Raw genomic sequence first — 16,519 nt, 5'->3', positions numbered from 1 at the left:
CGAGTCACCCACCGTCTCTCGATGGGCGAGGGCGTTCCGCCTCCATCGAGACGGCCAAGCGGCCTGCAGAGAAGACCAGCTGGGTCGCCGTCGTTACGAATTGGAAGAGGCCACCGACAGTTACGTAGGAGGCCCACACCATCTGCGCCGGGTCTCCGACCGGGTCGGGTAAGTCCTCCCAGCGGTGGAGGGCGACTGCCTCGAAGCGGAGAGCTGCCACCGGGGTGGCCTGGAAATCAGGCGGCGTCCATTCGAGATCCGAATATGCGAACCGGAGCGTCAGCGTCGGAGGCAGTACCTGGTGCTCAAGACCGAGGAAGTCCATGTCATGCAGGCGGACCCACAGTCCTGTGTCCGTGCGGAACTCCCAGGGAAATGAAGGTGTGTGTAAGTCCTCTGCATTCACGCCGGCGATCTCGGTGCGTCGGCCCTGAGCAGATACCTCGGGCGGCATGTCCCTCGCGGCCCACCTCGGAAACCACCGCACACGCAAACGGTACCGGCGGTGCCGCCATCGACGTCATGCCGCCGGGGGGCGGAGGTCCTGATGCCGTGCGCGCGTCCTTCATGACGGTGCCGAATAGGGGAGGACGGGGTGGCCGCGGCGCCGTTGCAAGTGGGTGGTCATAACCTCATCGGCATGAGCGTGGCCGCCGCCTGGAGTAGGGTCGTTTTCGACTGCGGGTGCGCAGACATCTACTACTGCCCCGCAGCCGACGAGGTGGAGTGCCCACGGCACGGCGGTTTCAGCGCGTGCTGCAACCGCCAGAATGATCATGTCGAAGTGCCGGCCGAACTCCGGTGGGGCGATCCCCGGCCACCTGTCCCGCCTGACGAGGACGATTAGTCCGGGATTCGCCGGTGTCTAATGCCGTGAGCGCGGTTTTCGTGACGGTTACCCGGTAGCAGTGCCGCAAGGCACGCTGCCCGCGCGGACCCGGAGTCCCGGTAGACGCTCATTCCGGACGTGGGTCAGGTCCACTGAGCCCTCCTCATCGGTGCTCGCCTCAAGGCGGGCCGAGGTCGCCGTCGAGTGCTGATGGATCACGTCTCCGTGCGCGAGATTCTGGTTGCAGTTCTGGTTGCAATCGGCCTAGATCGATCTTGGTTCGCACCCGTTCGCCGCCGTCCGCCCGACATCGAATACGGCCCCTGAGCTGGGCTTTTCAAACCATGGCAAACGATAGTGAATGGCGTCAGGTCGGCCTGGCAGTGTGGGGGTCAGGGGTTCGAGTCCCCTCAGCTCCACCCGATCGACAGGCCGTCCACCTCCCGGGGTGGGCGGCCTTCGTCGTCCTCGGTTGCAGTTGATGCAGCACCTCTGGGCAGCATCAGGGTGCTCATGCGGTTCGCGGCCGATGCGCAGGACGTCAGCGGATTCCTCGGTGGTCAGCAGCAGCTGGTCGCCTCCGACGTCATGCGTCGCTTGGTCGTCCAGTCGCATCTGGTCGCGCCGTGGAGGCCCGCGCCCGGTGCCAGGAGGGTCTTCGTCGCCGTGGGCGGGCGGTGCCCCGGAAGGGGGAGAGCTGGCAGCAGACCGTGTTGGGGGCCGAGGGACCCGGTGAGACTGCAGGAGGACCGCCGGGGGTGCGGGCTGACCGGGAGGCGTGGGGTGATCATCGAGGCAAGGCCGTCCGGCGGCGGGGAGGTCATCGACCACCACGTGCCCGGGCCGACTGGACCGACGACCCTCACGTCGATGCTGGAGACCCTGGCCTCTGCCGAGTTGGCCGGTTCGATGCAGCGGCATGCCGCCGCATCGCAGGACACCGTGCTGACCGCCGGTGGGCTGGCGGAGGCGCTCCAGGTCGGAGCCGTGAGGCCCGGGGCGCGTGACCTCCCCGAGCCGCCCACGCCGCAGCAGGCCGTGGACCGCGTGCTGCAGGCCTTCGACCACGGCCTGGTGCTGGCGGTCCTGGACGGCACTCGGGTGACTGATCGGCATGCCCCGGTGACGGTCGGCGAGTCCACCCGGTTGCGGCTGGTCCGCCTCGTCGGACTGGGAGCGCGCGGGTGGTGACCCCCGAGGAGGTCGAGGCCGAGCTGATGGCTCGACGCCTTCCGGGCCGGGCACAACGCCCTGCTGCTCGGCCGACGGGCGGGTCGATCAGCCTCCCTGACTTCCTGGACATCGTGGCGTCCGGCTCCTTCGGGCCAGCGACGGCCCGGGTGGAGAAGCTGCTGGACAGGGTGCCCCCGGAGAAGCTGGCAGCTGAGCTCGAACGGCGTCACCCCGGACTCGGCCCCGCGATCGCCCGCTGGTGGGAGCGCAGCCGCACCGCGCCGGCGACGGCCGGGCACGAACCGGGTTCCCCGTGGACCTGGGGAGGCCGGGCCGGCAGTCTGCAGTCCCTCCTCGGCGCCGCGGCGACCTGGTCGGGCGACGTGGACTGGTTCGTGCGGTGGAGCGCCCACATCGGTCGGGGATACCGGAGCGTGGCTGCGGTCGTGGCCGCTGAGGTCGAATCCGGACGGGCGGACCTGGCCGCCGAACTGCGCGCGCAACTGGCCCACGGCCACCCGGTCAGCGGTCCGTCGGAGATCGCCGTCCATGCGTTGCTCGCGACCAGCGATCCGGAGAACTGGGCAGCGGTGACGGCGTCGTTGGCCGACGCCGGCCGGCAGCCCGGGGTGCTGGAGACCGTCCTGGACGCGCTGTGGGCCGCCCGCGCGGGTGCGCACGCCGTCGTGCTGCAGGCGCTCGTGGACACCGGGCATGCCGGCTCGGTCCCGGTGCTCGAGGTGGTCGGCCGGTGGCTCGGCGAGGAGGTCACGACCCCGCAGTCACCGCAGGCCGGGCGGTTCCTCGAGGTGCGGGCACGCACCGAGGCGATCGGGCGCGACGCTCGACCGGAGGACGTCGACGCAGCCACCGCCGTGGAGCACGCCGGCTTCCTCGCTGGTGTGGGCCGGTTGGACGAAGAGGCAGCGGTCCCGCACGCGGTCGAGCTGCTGTCGCGCCCGGACCCCGCTCTGCGGCTGGCCGGGGCCCGCTGGTTGCTGCGTCGGAACCGTACGGCCGAGCTGCTCGGCGCCGTCGGCGACCCCGACACGGCAGTCGCGGCGACGGCCGTCGCGGCAGCGGCCTGGCGCACCAAGCCCGGCGGCATCGATGGCGACGTCCGGACGGCCCTGCTGGAGCGGGTTCGGGACTGGCCGCGGACCCTTCCGGTTCAGGTCGGGGTGGTCGGCCACCACACCCTGGAGGCCGGGTCCGCCCTGGCTGCGGATGCTCTGCTCCGGCAGGACGCCGCGGGCGGCAAACGATCCCAGGTGTGGAGGACCGCCTCCCCACGCGGGAGGGCCCGGGAGGTCTCCCGCCTCGGCGAGGACCCGGCCGCCCATCGTGAAGCCCTCCTCGGCCACGTGGCCGACCGCTCAGCCGATGTCCGCCGCGCTGCGCTCCAGCAGCTCGTGAAGCTGGACCCCATCACCGACGCGGAGGTCGCTGCCGTCCGCGCTGCTCTGGTCAAGCATCGTCTCGGCCGCGTGCCACCGTTCCTCGATGTGACCCTGAAGCTTCTGGTCACCGTCCTGTCCCACCAGGACGATGACAGCCGGCGAGCGACTCTGTCCGACCTGGCCGGTGGGAGCCCTGTCGAGCGGCGCGCGGCCGTCCAGCTGGCCGAGATGTGCGGTCTTCCCGATCCGACCCGGTCGAGCGCGACGGATGCACCGGAACCCCTCGCGGGGGTGCAGTACACCCCCGCGGACCGGACCCCGGCGATTCGACCGTCAGGACCGCCGCCTGGACGGTTTGCCGGCTACCACGCCATCTGTCGGTACCTGGTGACGTCGCTGCTGGACCACCTGATCGCTCGGGCCGAGGACGAGGTGACCCTCGGCAACGAGGTGCGGTTGGTGCAGAACCTGCACACCCTTCCCTGGGCGCGCGAAGGGGCCCCTGTCGCTGAGTTCCTCAACACCTGGTGGGCCGACGTGCAGAGCCGGCTGACCGACGGCGGTATCGAGCTGCAGATCCTGTCCGTCGCGCTCGTGCACGGCAGCGACCGGATGGGCAAGGATGCCGAGTGGTTCCGGGAGGTCGCCGGCCTGCTGACGGGCCCGCTGCCGGAGTTGGCTGAGGCACCGCGCTGGGCTCGTGCCCTGGTCCCGGGTCAGATGCAGACCCTCGCCAACCACCTGCGGCGGCCGTCCTGGGCCCCGCTGTACCTCGACGCGATCTCCACCGTCCTGGCCGAGCTCCCCGTGGATGCGATACGCAACCCCGAGCACCGACACGGCGGCGGAGGACCGGTCGACCCCCGACCGCACCTCGGGGTGACACCTCGCCCCCAGGCGTGGGGCATCACGGGCCGGGATGACCTGGCTCGCTGGTGGGCGCTGGTGCGGTTCCTCGACGAACCGGACGGAATCACCGACCCCTGGTCAGCCGACCGGGCACTGTGGCGCCACCGGGTCGAGCCGCGGGTCGTGGCCAGCCTGTTCGACCTCGGCCTGGCCACCCGCGCAGACGTGCTCGACGCAGTCATCGCCCCCGACCGAGGCCGCCCGGTCCGGCCCCACCGCGACTTCGGAGAGTTCACCGCATCACCGTCACCGGACTGGGTGTCGTCCCCAGCGCTGCACGAGGTGGTCGCCGACGTCCGACGGTCCGCCGTCGACAGCCAGGTGTCCGACACCGCAGAGATGGGAAACGTCCTCACCCCGCTGGCGTGGAACCTCGGCGCCGCCGTCGGCGTCGAGTCATTGCTCTCGGTACTGGCTGCGACCGTCCCTCGCCCCCTGGTCCGAAGCCCCCGGAACGAGTCCGGTCGCGACGCCGTCCTGAGCCATCTGCTCACCGTCCACGTCCCGGCCGAGGACGACACCCCCGCTGACCTCGAGCGCGGTCTGCGGAGGGCGGCCGTCCCGGAGCAGCGCGCAGTCGAGATGGCCGTACTCGCGCCGCAGTGGGCGCCCTTGGTCGAAGCCGCCCTGGACCGGCCCGGCCTGGCGTCCGGGGTCTTGTGGGTGCACGCTCACCGCCGCGTCGAGGAGTACGACAACGGCCCGTGGCGGCCCGAGATGGCCAACCACACCCGGCTCACCCAGACAGCCCTCACCGCCGGGGAGGTCGACTTCGGATGGTGGGCGTCCTTCGCCGCCCAGCTGGGGTCCGAGGGCCTGGCATCCCTGCTCGCCGCCGCGCCTCTGGCATCGCGCGCGACCCAGCACCACCGAACACGGCTCTACGCCCGCGCCCTGAGCGCAAGCGATGAGGACGGAGCGGCCGCTGCCCTGGAGACCGAGCTGATCAGCCGGGTCCAGGACAAGCGCGACCAGGACGCGGCCCGAGCGTTGGGGCTGCTTCCCCTCACCGGCCCGGATGACCCCCGCCTGCTGACCCGGTGGCGTGCCATGCAGGTGCTCGCAGCACCCGAGCGCACGGCCAAGGCCCAGAAGCGGAAGTCCGAGGCCGAGGCGCTGTTGGTGGGCCTGACCAACCTGGCCCGCCGGGCCGGGTACCCCGACGCCACCCGGCTCACCTGGACGATGGAGGCGGAGACGCTCGGCGACCTGCGCGACGGACCGGTGATCGCGGGCTCAGGTGACGTCGAGGTGGAGCTCAGCATCGACGCCGAGGGCAGCCCTGCTCTGTCCGTGCGCCGCGGGGCCAAGACCTTGACCCGCATCCCCGCGTCCGCCAAGCGCGACCCCGCCGTCGCTGAGCTGGTGGCCCGGGCCGGTGACCTGCGCGACCAGGCGATCCGGATGCGGCGCTGGCTGGAACGGGCCTGCACCGACCGGGAGGAGATCACCGGCGCCGAACTGCCGGCGCTGGTCGGCCACCCCGTGCTCGGACCGATGCTGCGTGCCCTCGTGCTCGTCGACGACACAGGCGCCGTGGGGTTCCCCGACCTCGACGCCGGTGGACTTCGGCGGGTGGACGGGTCGGTTCAGGCCTGGACCGGGCGCGCCCTCCGCGTCGCCCACCCGGTGGACCTCGCGACCTCCGGCGACTGGCCGGCCCTGCAACGCAGGGTCTTCACCGACCGCAACCGCCAGCCGTTCCGGCAGCTGTTCCGCGAGCTCTACGTCCCGACCGACGCCGAGCTCGGGCACCGCGACGTCATGCGGTTCGCCGGGCGACGGGTGGTACGTCGACGGGGTGCGGCGTTGCTGGGCGCGCAGGGGTGGCGTGACCTGCACGAGCCGGGCGCGCACGTCCGGGAGTTCCCGGCTGCCGGGGTGACGGTCTACTGCTACGGGCTCAGCACCGTCGACGACCACGGTTCCGGCGACGTCACCACAGGCCACCTCGAGTTCGTCGGTCCGTCCGCGGACGGCCGCATGAGTCAGCTGCCGGCCGGCGACGTCCCGCCCGTGGTGTTCAGCGAGGCCATGCGAGACATGGACCTCGTCGTGTCGGTGGCGGCGTCGTCCGGCGTCGAGGTCGAGACCTCCGAGGCATCGCTCGCGGTACGCCGGCAGCTCGTCGAGGAGACGATGCGCGCCAGCGGCGTGGAGGGCGTCGAGGTCCGCGGGCACCACGCCGTCGTCCAGGGACAGCGCGGCCGCTACTCGGTGCACCTCGGATCCGGGACCGTGCACATGTTGCCCGGCCGGTCCATCGTCCTGGTACCGGTACCGGACGACCACCTCGGCCGGGTCTTCCTACCGTTCGTCGACGACGACCCGACCGTCGCCCTCATCCTCTCCGAGGTGCTGCTCCTCGCCGAGGACGACCGCGTCTCGGACCCCGCGATCGTGCGCCAGCTGCGCTGAGACCGTGTGGCCTTTGGCCGGGGGACGCTGGGGCCTGCGCCGACGGCACGGAAGTCCCCACAGGGTGTGCCGTATGACGGCCCTTGCCGGGAGAACAGTTCGGACGGGTCTGTCGGACACGTGTGAGTCCGTGCAGGTCAGCAACGTGACCTGTGGTCGTGCCGGTCCGGGAGACGGCCGTTCTCGGACGCCGCTGTGATGCCGAGGACCGCACCACGAGCGATGAACGAACGAGTGGGGTTGACCCTCAGTGTTCGAGTCCGAGTTCGTCGAGCACTGGCCACAGCAGGTCTCCGCCGATGTGATGCCAGCCAGGGGGCTCGATTCCTTGATCGTCCACCGCGGATCGTGAGCTGAGCGTTGCTGCTCGTCCCGTCGTCGAGAAGATGTCTCGTACGGACATCAGCATGGATCGAATGGCGACATCGGTGTGATCGCCGGACGTGTCCACCATGAACTCAACCGTGTCGGGGCTGCGGTGGACGAGTACTCCAGCCGCGGTGACGGGAAGGCCATCCGGAACTGCGCCGACTGGGCAGCGGGCCCCAGTGAACAAGTTGATCGTGGTCAGCATGTACGACGTCACAGCCACCGACCTGATGATCCCGCTGAGCTCGACGGTCTCCCTGAACCTGACGACGAACAGGGGAGTTTCCTCGGGCCCGAAAGGACCAGATGCCGACGAGCCCTTCGCGAACTGGTCGAATTCACCACCGAGAAGAACCGGCATGCTCCACCATCCCTGATCCGCCCCCGGGGACTGCAGGAAGAGCATGACGGTCTACCGAGCGAGCTGGGAAGTCGGGTCGAGCCCGCCCGGGCCAGTATTGTTCTGGTAGACGGGTCGTGGTTTCCGGACAGTCAGGTTCGCGGCGTCGTCGGCAAGAAGCCAACGCCCCGGTGCTTGATCCTTGGTTGCAGTTCTGGTTGCAGTTGACCCAGATCGATCGTGGTTCAGGCTGGTTCGCCGACGTCCGGCCGACGCCGGATCGGCGCTCCGAGCTGGGCTTCCAGGACCACGACGAACAATTGTGAACGTCGTCAGGTTGGCCTGGCAGTGTGGGGGTCAGGGGTTCGAGTCCCCTCAGCTCCACCCGATCGACCAGGCCGTCCTCCACCAGGAGGCGGCCTTCGTCGTCCCCGGGCCTGTCGAACCCCGGGGGCTACGAGCTGGTCTGCTCCGGCGCGGCCTCGATGTCGAAGCCCAGGCGGCGTGCGTCGTCCAGGGCCGCGCGGAACGTCGGGAGACCCATGCCCAGGTCGGCGGCCGCGTCCTCGCGCTGGGTCGTCGCGCCGCGGTGTCGGCCGTAGGCGTCCACGACGGCGAGGGCGGACGCGGTGCGGCGCTCGGTCGCGGACTTACGCCTCGTCACGGCACGTCGTCCGGGGAGGTGGGCACCGCGCTCCCGGCCCAGTGGGCCAGGTAGGAGCGGTGCAGCCAGGCGTCGACCCAGGCGCGGTCGGGTTCGTCGGGCACGGTGGAGCTCTCGCGCAGGGCGATCAGCCGCTGCTCGGCGGCGTCGACGGCGGCCACCACCTCGGCCAGCTCGACCTCGCCGGCCCGCACCGCGCGCAGGTACGACCGGTCGGGCTCGGGCACCGGCAGCGTGATGCGGCCGGTGCTCAGCAGCTCGACGCCCTGCACCCCGAGGCGCAGCGCGTGCATGGCGTACTTGGTGTCGTAGCCGTGCTCGGCGACCAGCTCGGGCCGGTTGGTGTGCGCGCCGACCTCGCCGGTCATCGCCGCCCGCTGGCCGGTCAGGTAGCCGAGGAACCGGTCGGCGGCCAGCCGCGAGACGAAGCGGTGCGCGTTGTCCACCAAATCGGCGCCGGCCTCGTCGCGGTGCACCACCTCGGCGTCGGGCACGAAGAGCAGCAGCAGGACCGTGGGGTTGCCGGCCAGCGCCAGCCGCGCCCACTTCCGGGCCGAGTAGACGACCACGTCCAGGTCGCCGGCCCCCGAGCGGTTCGCCAACCCGCCAGGCCGGTCCCACACCGTGTGCCGCTGGTACTGCTCGAACGGGATGCCCTCGCCGACCCGCGCCACACCCGTGACGAACTCCGGCGGTTCCAGGCAGATGCCCATCTCGTCGCGGTCGTCCTGCCCGCCGATCGATGTCCCGTGCACCCCGGAACCGACCTGGACCCGCAGGATCGTGCCCTGCTCGGCGATCCGCCGGGCCTCCTCGGAGGCGTGCGGGTGGTCGAAGCCGGGCGGCAGCGAGCGGTCGCCGCGCACGACCGACGCGGGGGTTCGGGAGGACACGGCGGCCACACTCCCATCGTGACCACGTCGTCGGCAGTCGAATTCGGGCTCAGCAGCGCCACGGCCGCCGTCCTGTCCGCGATCAGGCGGGCGGGAGGGCGGCCGCTCCTGGTGGGCGGCTGCGTGCGGGATGCCCTGCTCGCGCCGGGCAGCACCCCGAAGGACGTCGACGTCGAGGTGTTCGGCCTCGCGCCCGCCGACCTGCGCGCGGCGCTGGCACAGGTGGGCCGGGTCGACGAGGTGGGGCGGTCGTTCGCCGTCCTGAAGGTGCGTCGGGACGGCGAGGACCTCGACGTCGCCGTGCCGGCCGAGGGCCCGGGCACCCGACCCGAGGACGCCGCCCGCCGGCGCGACTTCACCGTGAACGCGCTGATGGTCGACCCGGTGAGCGGGGAGGTGCTCGACGCCGTCGGCGGGCTGGCCGACCTGCGGGCCGGGGTGCTGCGGCACACCGGGCCCTCGTTCACCGACGACCCGCTGCGGGTGCTGCGCGGAGTCCGGTTCGCCGCCCGGTTCGGGTTCGCGTTCGCCCCCGAGACCGCGGAGCTGTGCCGCACCCTGTTCCCGGCCCACCGCACCCTCCCGGTCGAGCGGGTCTGGGGCGAGTGGCGGGGCATCGGCGAGCGGGGGCGCGACCTCACCGCCGCGGTGGCCGCGCTGGTCGCGACCGGCTGGATCGCCCACGTGCCGCAGCTGGCCCGGCTGGCCGGGGTGCCGCAGGACCCGCGCTGGCACCCGGAGGGCGACGTCCTGGTGCACTCGGGCCTGGCCGGCGACGCCGCGGCGGTCCTGGCCGACGGCGCCGGGCTGACCGGGGACGACCGCACGGTCGTGGTGCTCGGGGCGCTGCTGCACGACCTCGGCAAGGCCACCCGCACGCAGGTGCGGGCCGACGGGCGGATCACCTCCCACGGGCACGCCGAGTCCGGGGCCGAGGCGGTGCAGGAGCTGCTCGGCTCGATCGGTGCCCCGCCCGGTCTCGTCGACCGCGTCGTCCCGGTGGTCCGGGAGCACATGGTCGCCACGTCGGCGACCCGCGGGCCGAGCCGGGCAGCGGTGCGTCGGCTGGCCCGCCGGCTCGCGCCGGCGTCGCTGGCGGACTGGTCACTGGTCTGCGGGGCGGACCACGCCGGCCGCGGCGCCGGGTCGGGGCCGAACCCGACCACGTCCTGGCTGGCGCTGGCCGAGGAGGTCGGGGTGGAGCGGGAGCCCGCCCGACCGCTGCTGCGCGGGGCCGACCTCATCGCCCTGGGGCACGAACCCGGTCCGTGCTTCCGGGGAGTCATGGCCGCGGCCCTCGCCGCCCAGGACGAGGGGCTGTTCACCGACCGGGCGGGCGCCGTGGCGTGGCTGGCCGAGCTCGCCGCGGACGGACGGCTCGCGGACCTGCTGGACGCCCGGTAGCAGGAGGGGAGGCCGGGGCGACGGGTCAGGGCGGGCCGTAGCGCCCCCGCAGTGCGGGGTCGTGGTGCCACCACGGCGTCGTCGGGTCGGGATCGGTGCCCGTCGGGGCGAGCTGCGCGCGGTCCAGCTCGAGGTCGACCCGGCGGGCCTCCGTGCGCTCGACCCGGATCCACTGCAGCACGGTGAGCACCAGGAACGGCAGGTCCAGCACCTCGGCGACGGTCCACAGGATGCTGCCCGCGGTCTGCTGGTCGGCCAGCCAGCTCGGCGCCCAGGGCGGCCGGTCGAGGCCGAACGCGGGGATCGTCAGGTGGGTCTCCAGGCGCAGCACGATGCCCGGCACCGCGTCCAGCAGCAGCTCGACGACACCGACCGCCAGCGCCGCGCCGACGGCCAGCGAGGTGCGGGTGTCCTCACGGTCGACCAGCGGGAGGGCGATCACCGCCCCGACCAGCAGGAGCAGCACGTGCAGCGCCCAGCCGACCGGCGCCCAGCGCAGGCTCCAGGCGCCGACCCCGCCGAAGAACAGCAGACCGGCGAGGACCGGCACGTAGAGCGGGCTCACCGCCGGGTGCCCGCCGACCCGCATGGGCCCGGAGGCGAGCACCCGGGCCAGGCCCGACCGCGGACCGTAGGCCGCCCGGGCCAACGCCAGCGGCTGCGCGGCCACCAGCAGGACGGGGACGACGAGCAGCAGGAGCAGCACCTGCGTCGTCCACACCCACATCAGCTGCGACCCGCGGGCCTGCGGGAAGCCGCAGGTCACCCAGACACCGAGGACGACCCCGGCGGCGAGCGACGCGTCGCGGGACCGCGGCCATCCACGCCCGTCCGCGCGCAGGCGCAGTCGGGCCCGGACGACGAGGACCACCACGCCGCCCAGGACGACGAGACTCAGCCAGTCCGGCCGCCACTGCTCGGCCAGATCGGCGGCCCGCACGGGGTGGCTCAGGTCGGGCACGCCACGATGGTGCCGCGGCTGCCTGGGTGTTCCCGGGGGACTCCACGCCGAGCTTGCACGAGGGGGGCTTCGCGCCTCGGATCGAGGTCGCCCCAGGGGTCCTCGCCGACCTCAGCACCGCAGGGGCTGCAGCTGACCACTGCGGATCAGCGGGGCTGGACCACCGCTCGCGGGGCGGCGGCCATGATCGCCCGCTCCACCTCGCCGAACCCGTAGCGCACCGGCACGAGCAGCGGACGGCGGTCGCGCAGCTCGATCCGGGCCATCTGCCGTGAGGCCCGGGTGGGCCCGATGCCCAGGACGTCGTCCACCGGGACGTCACCGCTGCGCACTGGTGTCCGCCACCGGAAGCGGCCGTCGGCGACCGACACCTCGACGGCGGTGCGCAGCAACCACCAGTAGGCGTTCCACGCCAGCGCGGCCAGCCACAGCAGCAGGAACCACGCCGGCGGGCCGTCGTCGCGGGCCGATATCACCACGAAGAAGACCCCGAGCGCGGTGAACCCGACGAAGGCGACGGGGAACAGGATGCGGGCTGCCGGGATGGGCCGGTAGGGCACGGGGGTTCCTCCAGGACGTCGCCGCCCCACCATGGAGGTCGGTCGGGGGCGATCAGCGCCGAGCGTCCCGGTGCTCGAGAGGCACCGCAACCCGACGGTTCAGCGCGAGTCCTGCCGGCGGGCGACGACGACGAGCCCGACCAGCACCAGGGCCAACGGGGCCCACCCGGGAAGACCGAACGGCCCGAGGATCAGCTCGGCCACGAAGATCAGCAGCCGGAAGGCGACCCAGAAGCCCACGAGCAGGACGAGCCAGAACACCAGCGGACGTTCGGCCTGCAGTCGGCGCAGCATCTCCATGCCCACCATCATCCCCCGCGCAACGCGGTGGAACACGCAGGCGGTCGGCGGTGCTGCCCCGAAGGATGAGCATCGAGCAGAACGCACCCACCCCTCCCTTCCTCGGCGCGCACGCCCTCGTGGTCGGTGCCAGCGGCATCACCGGCAGCGCGCTGGTCGAGAAGCTGACCGCCGGCGGCTGGGAGGTCTCCGGCCTCTCCCGCAACCCGATCGAGGGCTCGAGCGCCCGGCATGTCCGCGCCGACCTGCGCTCCGCCGACTCCCTGGCCGAGGCGCTGGGTGAGCTGCGACCCACCCACGTGTTCTTCTGCGCGTGGTCCAAGCAGGACACCGAGGCCGAGAACATCGTGGTCAACAAGGCGATGGTCGCCGACCTGCTGGCCGCGCTGGCCCCTGGCCGAAGCGTCCGGCACGTTGCGCTGGTCACCGGCCTCAAGCACTACCTCGGCCCCTTCGAGGCCTACGCCCAGGGCGAGATGCCCGACACCCCGTTCCACGAGGACGCCGACCGCCTGCCGGTCGAGAACTTCTACTACGCCCAGGAGGACGCCCTCTTCGCCGCGGCGGCCGAGCAGGGCTTCACCTGGAGCGTGCACCGCTCGCACACCGTCATCGGCCACGCCGTCGGCAACGCCATGAACATGGGCTCGACGCTGGCCGCCTACGCCGCGATCTGCCGCGCCGACGGGCGCCCGTTCGTGTTCCCGGGGTCGGAGACCCAGTGGAACTCGCTGGTCGACATGACCGACGCCGGCCAGCTCGCCGACCACATGATCTGGGCCTCGACCACCGAGGCCGCCGCCGACCAGGCCTTCAACGTGGTCAACGGCGACGTTTTCCGCTGGCGCTGGATGTGGCCCAAGCTGGCCGCCGCCCTCGACGTCGAGGCGGTCGGCTTCTCCGAGGCGCCGCGTCCGCTGGAGGAGCAGATGGCCGACGCCGAGCCGGTCTGGGCGCGCGTCGTCGCCGAGCACGGCCTGGTCGAGCCCGACCTCTCGCGGGTGGCGTCCTGGTGGCACACCGACTCCGACCTGGGCCGCGACATCGAGGTGCTCGCCGACATGAGCCGGTCCCGGTTGCTGGGCTTCACCGGCTACGTGCGCACCGAGGACTCGTTCTACCGCCTCTTCGACCGCTACCGCGCCGACGGCATCATCCCGTGACACCTGCACCTCGGCGCGCACCGGGCGTGACCGCGTCCTGACCGCCCGCAGGGGGCTCTGAGCTGGGCTTTCTCCTTGTTCGCGACCGTTTGACCCAGTACGCTTCGTACACGTGTTCGAGCGGTCGGGAGGTGACGTGAGCGAGCTGGGATCGGCGCTCGACGGCCTCCTGTCCGAGGATCTGCACGGGCTGGGCAACGCCAGGTGCTGGACCGGACGGCGGTGCTGGTGGCCGCCCGCAACCGGTTGGACGCCGAGATCGCCCGCACGGCCCGTCGCGCGGAGCTGATCCAGGCGCCCGAGCACGACGGGTTGGGGTCGATGCGGTCGTGGTTGATCGGGCACCTGCGGTTGTCGCCGGCTGAGGCGAGCCGGGTGGTGCGCGCCGGTCGGGCGCTGGAGCACTTCCCGCGGTTGGCTGCCGTGTTCGCCGAGGGTGCCGCCACCGCCGCGCAGATGGATCTGGTGGCGGCCGGGGTGGGGGAGCGAGAGCGTGCTCGGGCGGCTGAGCAGGACGTCGACCTGGCCGCGTTCGACCAGACCTGGGCGGCGCTGGCCGTGTCCTCGTCGCACCAGACGTTGGCGGTTGCGGTGAAGGCGTTCGAGGCGGCGCTGGACCCCGACGGCACCGAGCCCGACCCCACCGAGGAGCGACGGCTGAGCATGGCCACCCACGCCGACGGCAGCGTGACCGGCCGGTTCGACCTGGACGCCGTGGGTGGGGAGAAGGTCAAGGCTGCGCTGGAGTCGATCGTGCAGGCCCACCGCCCGCAGGGGGACCTGCGCACGCGGTGGCAGCAGAACGCCGATGCCCTGGTGCAGCTGGCGGACAACCAGCTCGCCGCCGGTGACCTGCCCGTGGTGCGCAAGGAGAAGCCGCGCATCGTGGTGACGATGAACCTGGATGACCTCGTGGGCGAGGGCGCCGGGCCGGGGACGGCGTCCACCGGCTTCGGGGCAACCATCTCCGCCGCCCGCGCCCGCTGGCTGGCCTGCGACTCGGTGGTCTCCCGGATCGTGATGGGCCCCGACGGCACCCCGCTGCAGCTGGGCCGCTCCCACCGGGTCGTGACGCCCGCGCTGCGACGGGCGGTGGTCGCCAGGGACAAGACCTGCGTGTTCGCCGGCTGCGGAGCGCCCCACCACTGGGCCGACGTCCACCACCTGATCCACTGGGCGCTCGGCGGGGAGACCTCACTGACCAACTCCGCTCTGCTGTGCGAACCGCACCGCACCAAGGTCCACCACGGCTTCCGGGTCCAGCGAGATCCCGGCGGCCGATGGCGCACCTACCGCCCCGACGGATCCGAGATCCTCCTGGAACCTCGCCTCGTCTGAACCGTGGCTACGCTCGGCCCCTGCACGTCCCCCGACGATGGCCCCGGCGCGCCGCGAAGCGCCGTCACCATGGAGATCTGCCCCGCACGCCGGTGAGCGCCCCGCGGCTCACCCCGCCCCGCGAACTGCGCCGGCAACGGCGCCGCCGGTCCCACCCCTGCTGGGACCACCTCGTCGTCGCGCCGCTCTGGCCCATGCACGGCGCCAACCTCGGCACCCTGCTGCGCACCGCCGACGCCGTCGGCGCCTGCCTCGCGGTGCCGAAGCTGCCCTGGGTGCCCGAGGCCCTGGCCCGCGGCAACACGCTGCGCCGACCGACCTGCGTGCACTGGACCGGCGACCAGCTCACCTGGCTGGCTCGCCAGCGGGACACCGGCACCCAGGTGGTCGGCGTCGAGCTGACCGACGAGTCGGTGCGGCTGGCCGATCTCCCCGCCGCCCGCCGGCGCACCGTCGTCGTCCTCGGGCACGAGCAGACCGGCATCCCGCCCGGTGGGCTCGACCTGCTGGACGTCGCGGTGGAGATCCCGATGGTCGGCACCGGTTCGAGCTTGAACGTCGCGGTCGCCGGGTCGTTGGTGCTCTACCGGTTGTCCGGGCTGCTCTGAGGCGCCCCCACCCGCTCGTCGAGCCACGGGCCCGCCGGGTCGGCGGGGCGACGCAGCAGGCGGAGCGCCAGGGTGAGGGCCCGGTCGACGACGGCGTCCACGGCCAGCCCGACCCCGACCACCAGCGACACCGGCACCACGAGCGGCACCGCCAGCACCGACACCCCGAGGACGGCGGGCAGGTCGCGGGCGAACCCGGGCCGGCGCACCGGGTTGGCCAGCGCACCCCACCGCACGCCGGCCCACATCAGCCAGCGGCGCAGCACCGGCGTCCCCAGCTCGCGGCACATCCGGCGGAACACACCGTCCGCGTCCCGGCTGGTGATCGCGCCCGCTGCGATGCCGACCGTGCAGAACCAGTCATGCACGATCGCGGCCGCCGTCCAGGGGCCGTCGGCCGGGATCAGCCACCGCACCGGCACAGGCACCGACGCGAAGTCGGTGACGAACCCGGTCGGCACCACCCATTCCTCCTGGCGGCCCCGGTACACCAGCGGCTCGGTCAACCGCCACCGCCGGTCGGCGAGCTGCTCGACGTGCGGGCGGGTCACGAACGGCACCGGCGCCTCCATGCCTCGGGGTGGTCGTCAGGACCATCCTGCGCCAGGATCCACCGATGGCGATCGAGGTGCGGCCGGCGACCGGCTTCGACGACGTCGCGACCATGGTCGGGCCGAAGAAGGCCGGCTCGAACGTCTGCTGGTGCCTGAGCTACCGCATCCCGTCGAAGGAGAACCAGGCCCTCGCCGGCCCCGACCGCGGTGACCGGGTGCGCGAGCTGGTCGCCGAGGACCCACCGCCGGGGGTGCTGGCCCACGACGGCGACGAGGTGGTCGGGTGGGCCGCCGTCCACCCTCGGTCCGACACCACGTTCGCCGGCAGCCGCCGCATCCCGCACGTCGACGACCTGCCGGTCTGGTCGCTCTGGTGCATCCGGGTCCGGCCCGGGCACCGCGGGCAGGGCATCGCGCACCACCTCGTCTCCGGCGCCGTCCAGTTCGCCCGCGACCACGGCGCCCCGGCCGTCGAGGCCTACCCGGTCGACAACGGCGGCGCGAAGGTCGACCTGACGATGGCCTACGTGGGCACCAAGGCCCTCTTCGAGCGGGCCGGGTTCACCCAGGCCGCCGAGACCACGTCGGTGCTGAACGGCTTCCCGAGGGTGCTGATGCGGCTCGACCTGGGCTGAT

15 protein-coding genes are annotated in these 16,519 nt (G+C 72.7%); 8 read left to right on the top strand and 7 right to left on the bottom strand.

Annotated features, from left to right (window positions below):
• Nucleotides 1-1,699: 1,699 nt before the first annotated feature.
• Both BLS67_RS23355 and BLS67_RS00370 read left to right on the top strand, forming a co-directional pair.
• Nucleotides 1,700-2,020: a hypothetical protein gene (locus BLS67_RS23355; RefSeq protein WP_131801641.1), complete on the top strand. Its 321-nt coding sequence runs from the start codon at nucleotides 1,700-1,702 to the stop codon at nucleotides 2,018-2,020.
• A 149-nt stretch (nucleotides 2,021-2,169) separates the two neighbouring features.
• Nucleotides 2,170-6,729 (top strand): DUF4132 domain-containing protein, encoded by a 4,560-nt coding sequence (locus tag BLS67_RS00370; protein WP_131801640.1) that lies wholly within the window; start codon nucleotides 2,170-2,172, stop codon nucleotides 6,727-6,729.
• 247 nt (nucleotides 6,730-6,976) lie between these two features.
• On the opposite strand, the gene BLS67_RS00365 is transcribed toward BLS67_RS00370, so the two are convergent.
• Complete coding sequence (locus BLS67_RS00365) at nucleotides 6,977-7,504, bottom strand: hypothetical protein (RefSeq protein WP_091237818.1); 528 nt, start codon at nucleotides 7,502-7,504, stop codon at nucleotides 6,977-6,979.
• A gap of 71 nt (nucleotides 7,505-7,575) precedes the next feature.
• Here BLS67_RS00365 and BLS67_RS23350 point away from each other — a divergent pair, with 71 nt between their 5' ends.
• Nucleotides 7,576-7,764: a hypothetical protein gene (locus tag BLS67_RS23350; protein ID WP_131801639.1), complete on the top strand. Its 189-nt coding sequence runs from the start codon at nucleotides 7,576-7,578 to the stop codon at nucleotides 7,762-7,764.
• A 128-nt stretch (nucleotides 7,765-7,892) separates the two neighbouring features.
• Here the strand turns inward: BLS67_RS23350 and BLS67_RS00360 are convergent, their stop codons facing one another.
• Both BLS67_RS00360 and BLS67_RS00355 read right to left on the bottom strand, forming a co-directional pair.
• Nucleotides 7,893-8,102 carry a hypothetical protein gene (locus BLS67_RS00360; RefSeq protein ID WP_091237815.1) on the bottom strand — a complete coding sequence of 70 codons (210 nt, stop codon included), beginning with the start codon at nucleotides 8,100-8,102 and terminating at the stop codon, nucleotides 7,893-7,895.
• Nucleotides 8,099-8,995 (bottom strand): nucleotidyltransferase domain-containing protein, encoded by an 897-nt coding sequence (locus BLS67_RS00355; protein WP_207500143.1) that lies wholly within the window; start codon nucleotides 8,993-8,995, stop codon nucleotides 8,099-8,101. Before BLS67_RS00355 ends, BLS67_RS00360 begins: the two co-directional genes overlap by 4 nt.
• Before the next feature lie 18 nt (nucleotides 8,996-9,013).
• Here BLS67_RS00355 and BLS67_RS00350 point away from each other — a divergent pair, with 18 nt between their 5' ends.
• Entirely contained in the window at nucleotides 9,014-10,399 is a 1,386-nt protein-coding gene (locus BLS67_RS00350) for an HD domain-containing protein (RefSeq protein ID WP_165617414.1), read from the top strand.
• 25 nt (nucleotides 10,400-10,424) lie between these two features.
• Here BLS67_RS00350 and BLS67_RS00345 read toward each other — a convergent pair whose 3' ends face one another.
• The 3 genes from BLS67_RS00345 to BLS67_RS00335 all read right to left on the bottom strand — a co-directional run bounded on the left by BLS67_RS00345 (nucleotide 10,425) and on the right by BLS67_RS00335 (nucleotide 12,220).
• Nucleotides 10,425-11,360 carry a cytochrome c oxidase assembly protein gene (locus BLS67_RS00345; protein WP_165617413.1) on the bottom strand — a complete coding sequence of 312 codons (936 nt, stop codon included), beginning with the start codon at nucleotides 11,358-11,360 and terminating at the stop codon, nucleotides 10,425-10,427.
• A gap of 146 nt (nucleotides 11,361-11,506) precedes the next feature.
• Nucleotides 11,507-11,920 (bottom strand): hypothetical protein, encoded by a 414-nt coding sequence (locus BLS67_RS00340; RefSeq protein WP_091237805.1) that lies wholly within the window; start codon nucleotides 11,918-11,920, stop codon nucleotides 11,507-11,509.
• A 99-nt stretch (nucleotides 11,921-12,019) separates the two neighbouring features.
• Nucleotides 12,020-12,220 carry a hypothetical protein gene (locus BLS67_RS00335; protein ID WP_091237802.1) on the bottom strand — a complete coding sequence of 67 codons (201 nt, stop codon included), beginning with the start codon at nucleotides 12,218-12,220 and terminating at the stop codon, nucleotides 12,020-12,022.
• 65 nt (nucleotides 12,221-12,285) lie between these two features.
• Between BLS67_RS00335 and BLS67_RS00330 the strand changes: the two genes are divergently transcribed.
• The 3 genes from BLS67_RS00330 to BLS67_RS00320 all read left to right on the top strand — a co-directional run bounded on the left by BLS67_RS00330 (nucleotide 12,286) and on the right by BLS67_RS00320 (nucleotide 15,329).
• On the top strand, nucleotides 12,286-13,383 hold the full coding sequence (locus tag BLS67_RS00330; RefSeq protein WP_091237799.1) for an SDR family oxidoreductase: 1,098 nt from the start codon (nucleotides 12,286-12,288) through the stop codon (nucleotides 13,381-13,383).
• A 204-nt stretch (nucleotides 13,384-13,587) separates the two neighbouring features.
• A complete protein-coding gene (locus BLS67_RS00325; RefSeq protein ID WP_242653661.1) occupies nucleotides 13,588-14,721 on the top strand; it encodes an HNH endonuclease in 1,134 nt (377 codons plus the stop codon).
• A gap of 92 nt (nucleotides 14,722-14,813) precedes the next feature.
• On the top strand, nucleotides 14,814-15,329 hold the full coding sequence (locus tag BLS67_RS00320) for a TrmH family RNA methyltransferase (protein WP_207500142.1): 516 nt from the start codon (nucleotides 14,814-14,816) through the stop codon (nucleotides 15,327-15,329).
• Here the strand turns inward: BLS67_RS00320 and BLS67_RS00315 are convergent.
• Nucleotides 15,305-15,889, bottom strand: a complete 585-nt coding sequence (locus tag BLS67_RS00315) for a DUF1353 domain-containing protein (RefSeq protein WP_242653659.1) — start codon at nucleotides 15,887-15,889, stop codon at nucleotides 15,305-15,307. The genes BLS67_RS00320 and BLS67_RS00315 overlap by 25 nt on opposite strands.
• 56 nt (nucleotides 15,890-15,945) lie before the next feature.
• On the opposite strand from BLS67_RS00315, the gene BLS67_RS00310 reads away from it, so the two are divergent.
• Nucleotides 15,946-16,518, top strand: coding sequence for a GNAT family N-acetyltransferase (locus tag BLS67_RS00310; protein ID WP_091237784.1), 573 nt, complete (start codon nucleotides 15,946-15,948; stop codon nucleotides 16,516-16,518).
• The last annotated feature ends 1 nt before the right edge of the window (nucleotide 16,519 follow it).

Origin of the sequence: Klenkia soli (assembly GCF_900103975.1) — a bacterium.
GTDB classification, from domain to species: domain Bacteria; phylum Actinomycetota; class Actinomycetes; order Mycobacteriales; family Geodermatophilaceae; genus Klenkia; species Klenkia soli.
The sequence above is the reverse complement of the archived record's forward strand: the minus strand, read 5'-3'. Positions and strand labels throughout refer to the sequence as shown.

Coding starts and splice junctions, on each gene's coding strand:
- BLS67_RS23355 (WP_131801641.1), top strand. CDS start 1,700: ATGCTGGAGACCCTGGCCTCTGCCGAGTTGGCCGGTTCGATGCAGCGG.
- BLS67_RS00365 (WP_091237818.1), bottom strand. CDS start 7,504: ATGCTCTTCCTGCAGTCCCCGGGGGCGGATCAGGGATGGTGGAGCATG.
- BLS67_RS00335 (WP_091237802.1), bottom strand. CDS start 12,220: ATGGAGATGCTGCGCCGACTGCAGGCCGAACGTCCGCTGGTGTTCTGG.
- BLS67_RS00330 (WP_091237799.1), top strand. CDS start 12,286: ATGAGCATCGAGCAGAACGCACCCACCCCTCCCTTCCTCGGCGCGCAC.
- BLS67_RS00310 (WP_091237784.1), top strand. CDS start 15,946: ATGGCGATCGAGGTGCGGCCGGCGACCGGCTTCGACGACGTCGCGACC.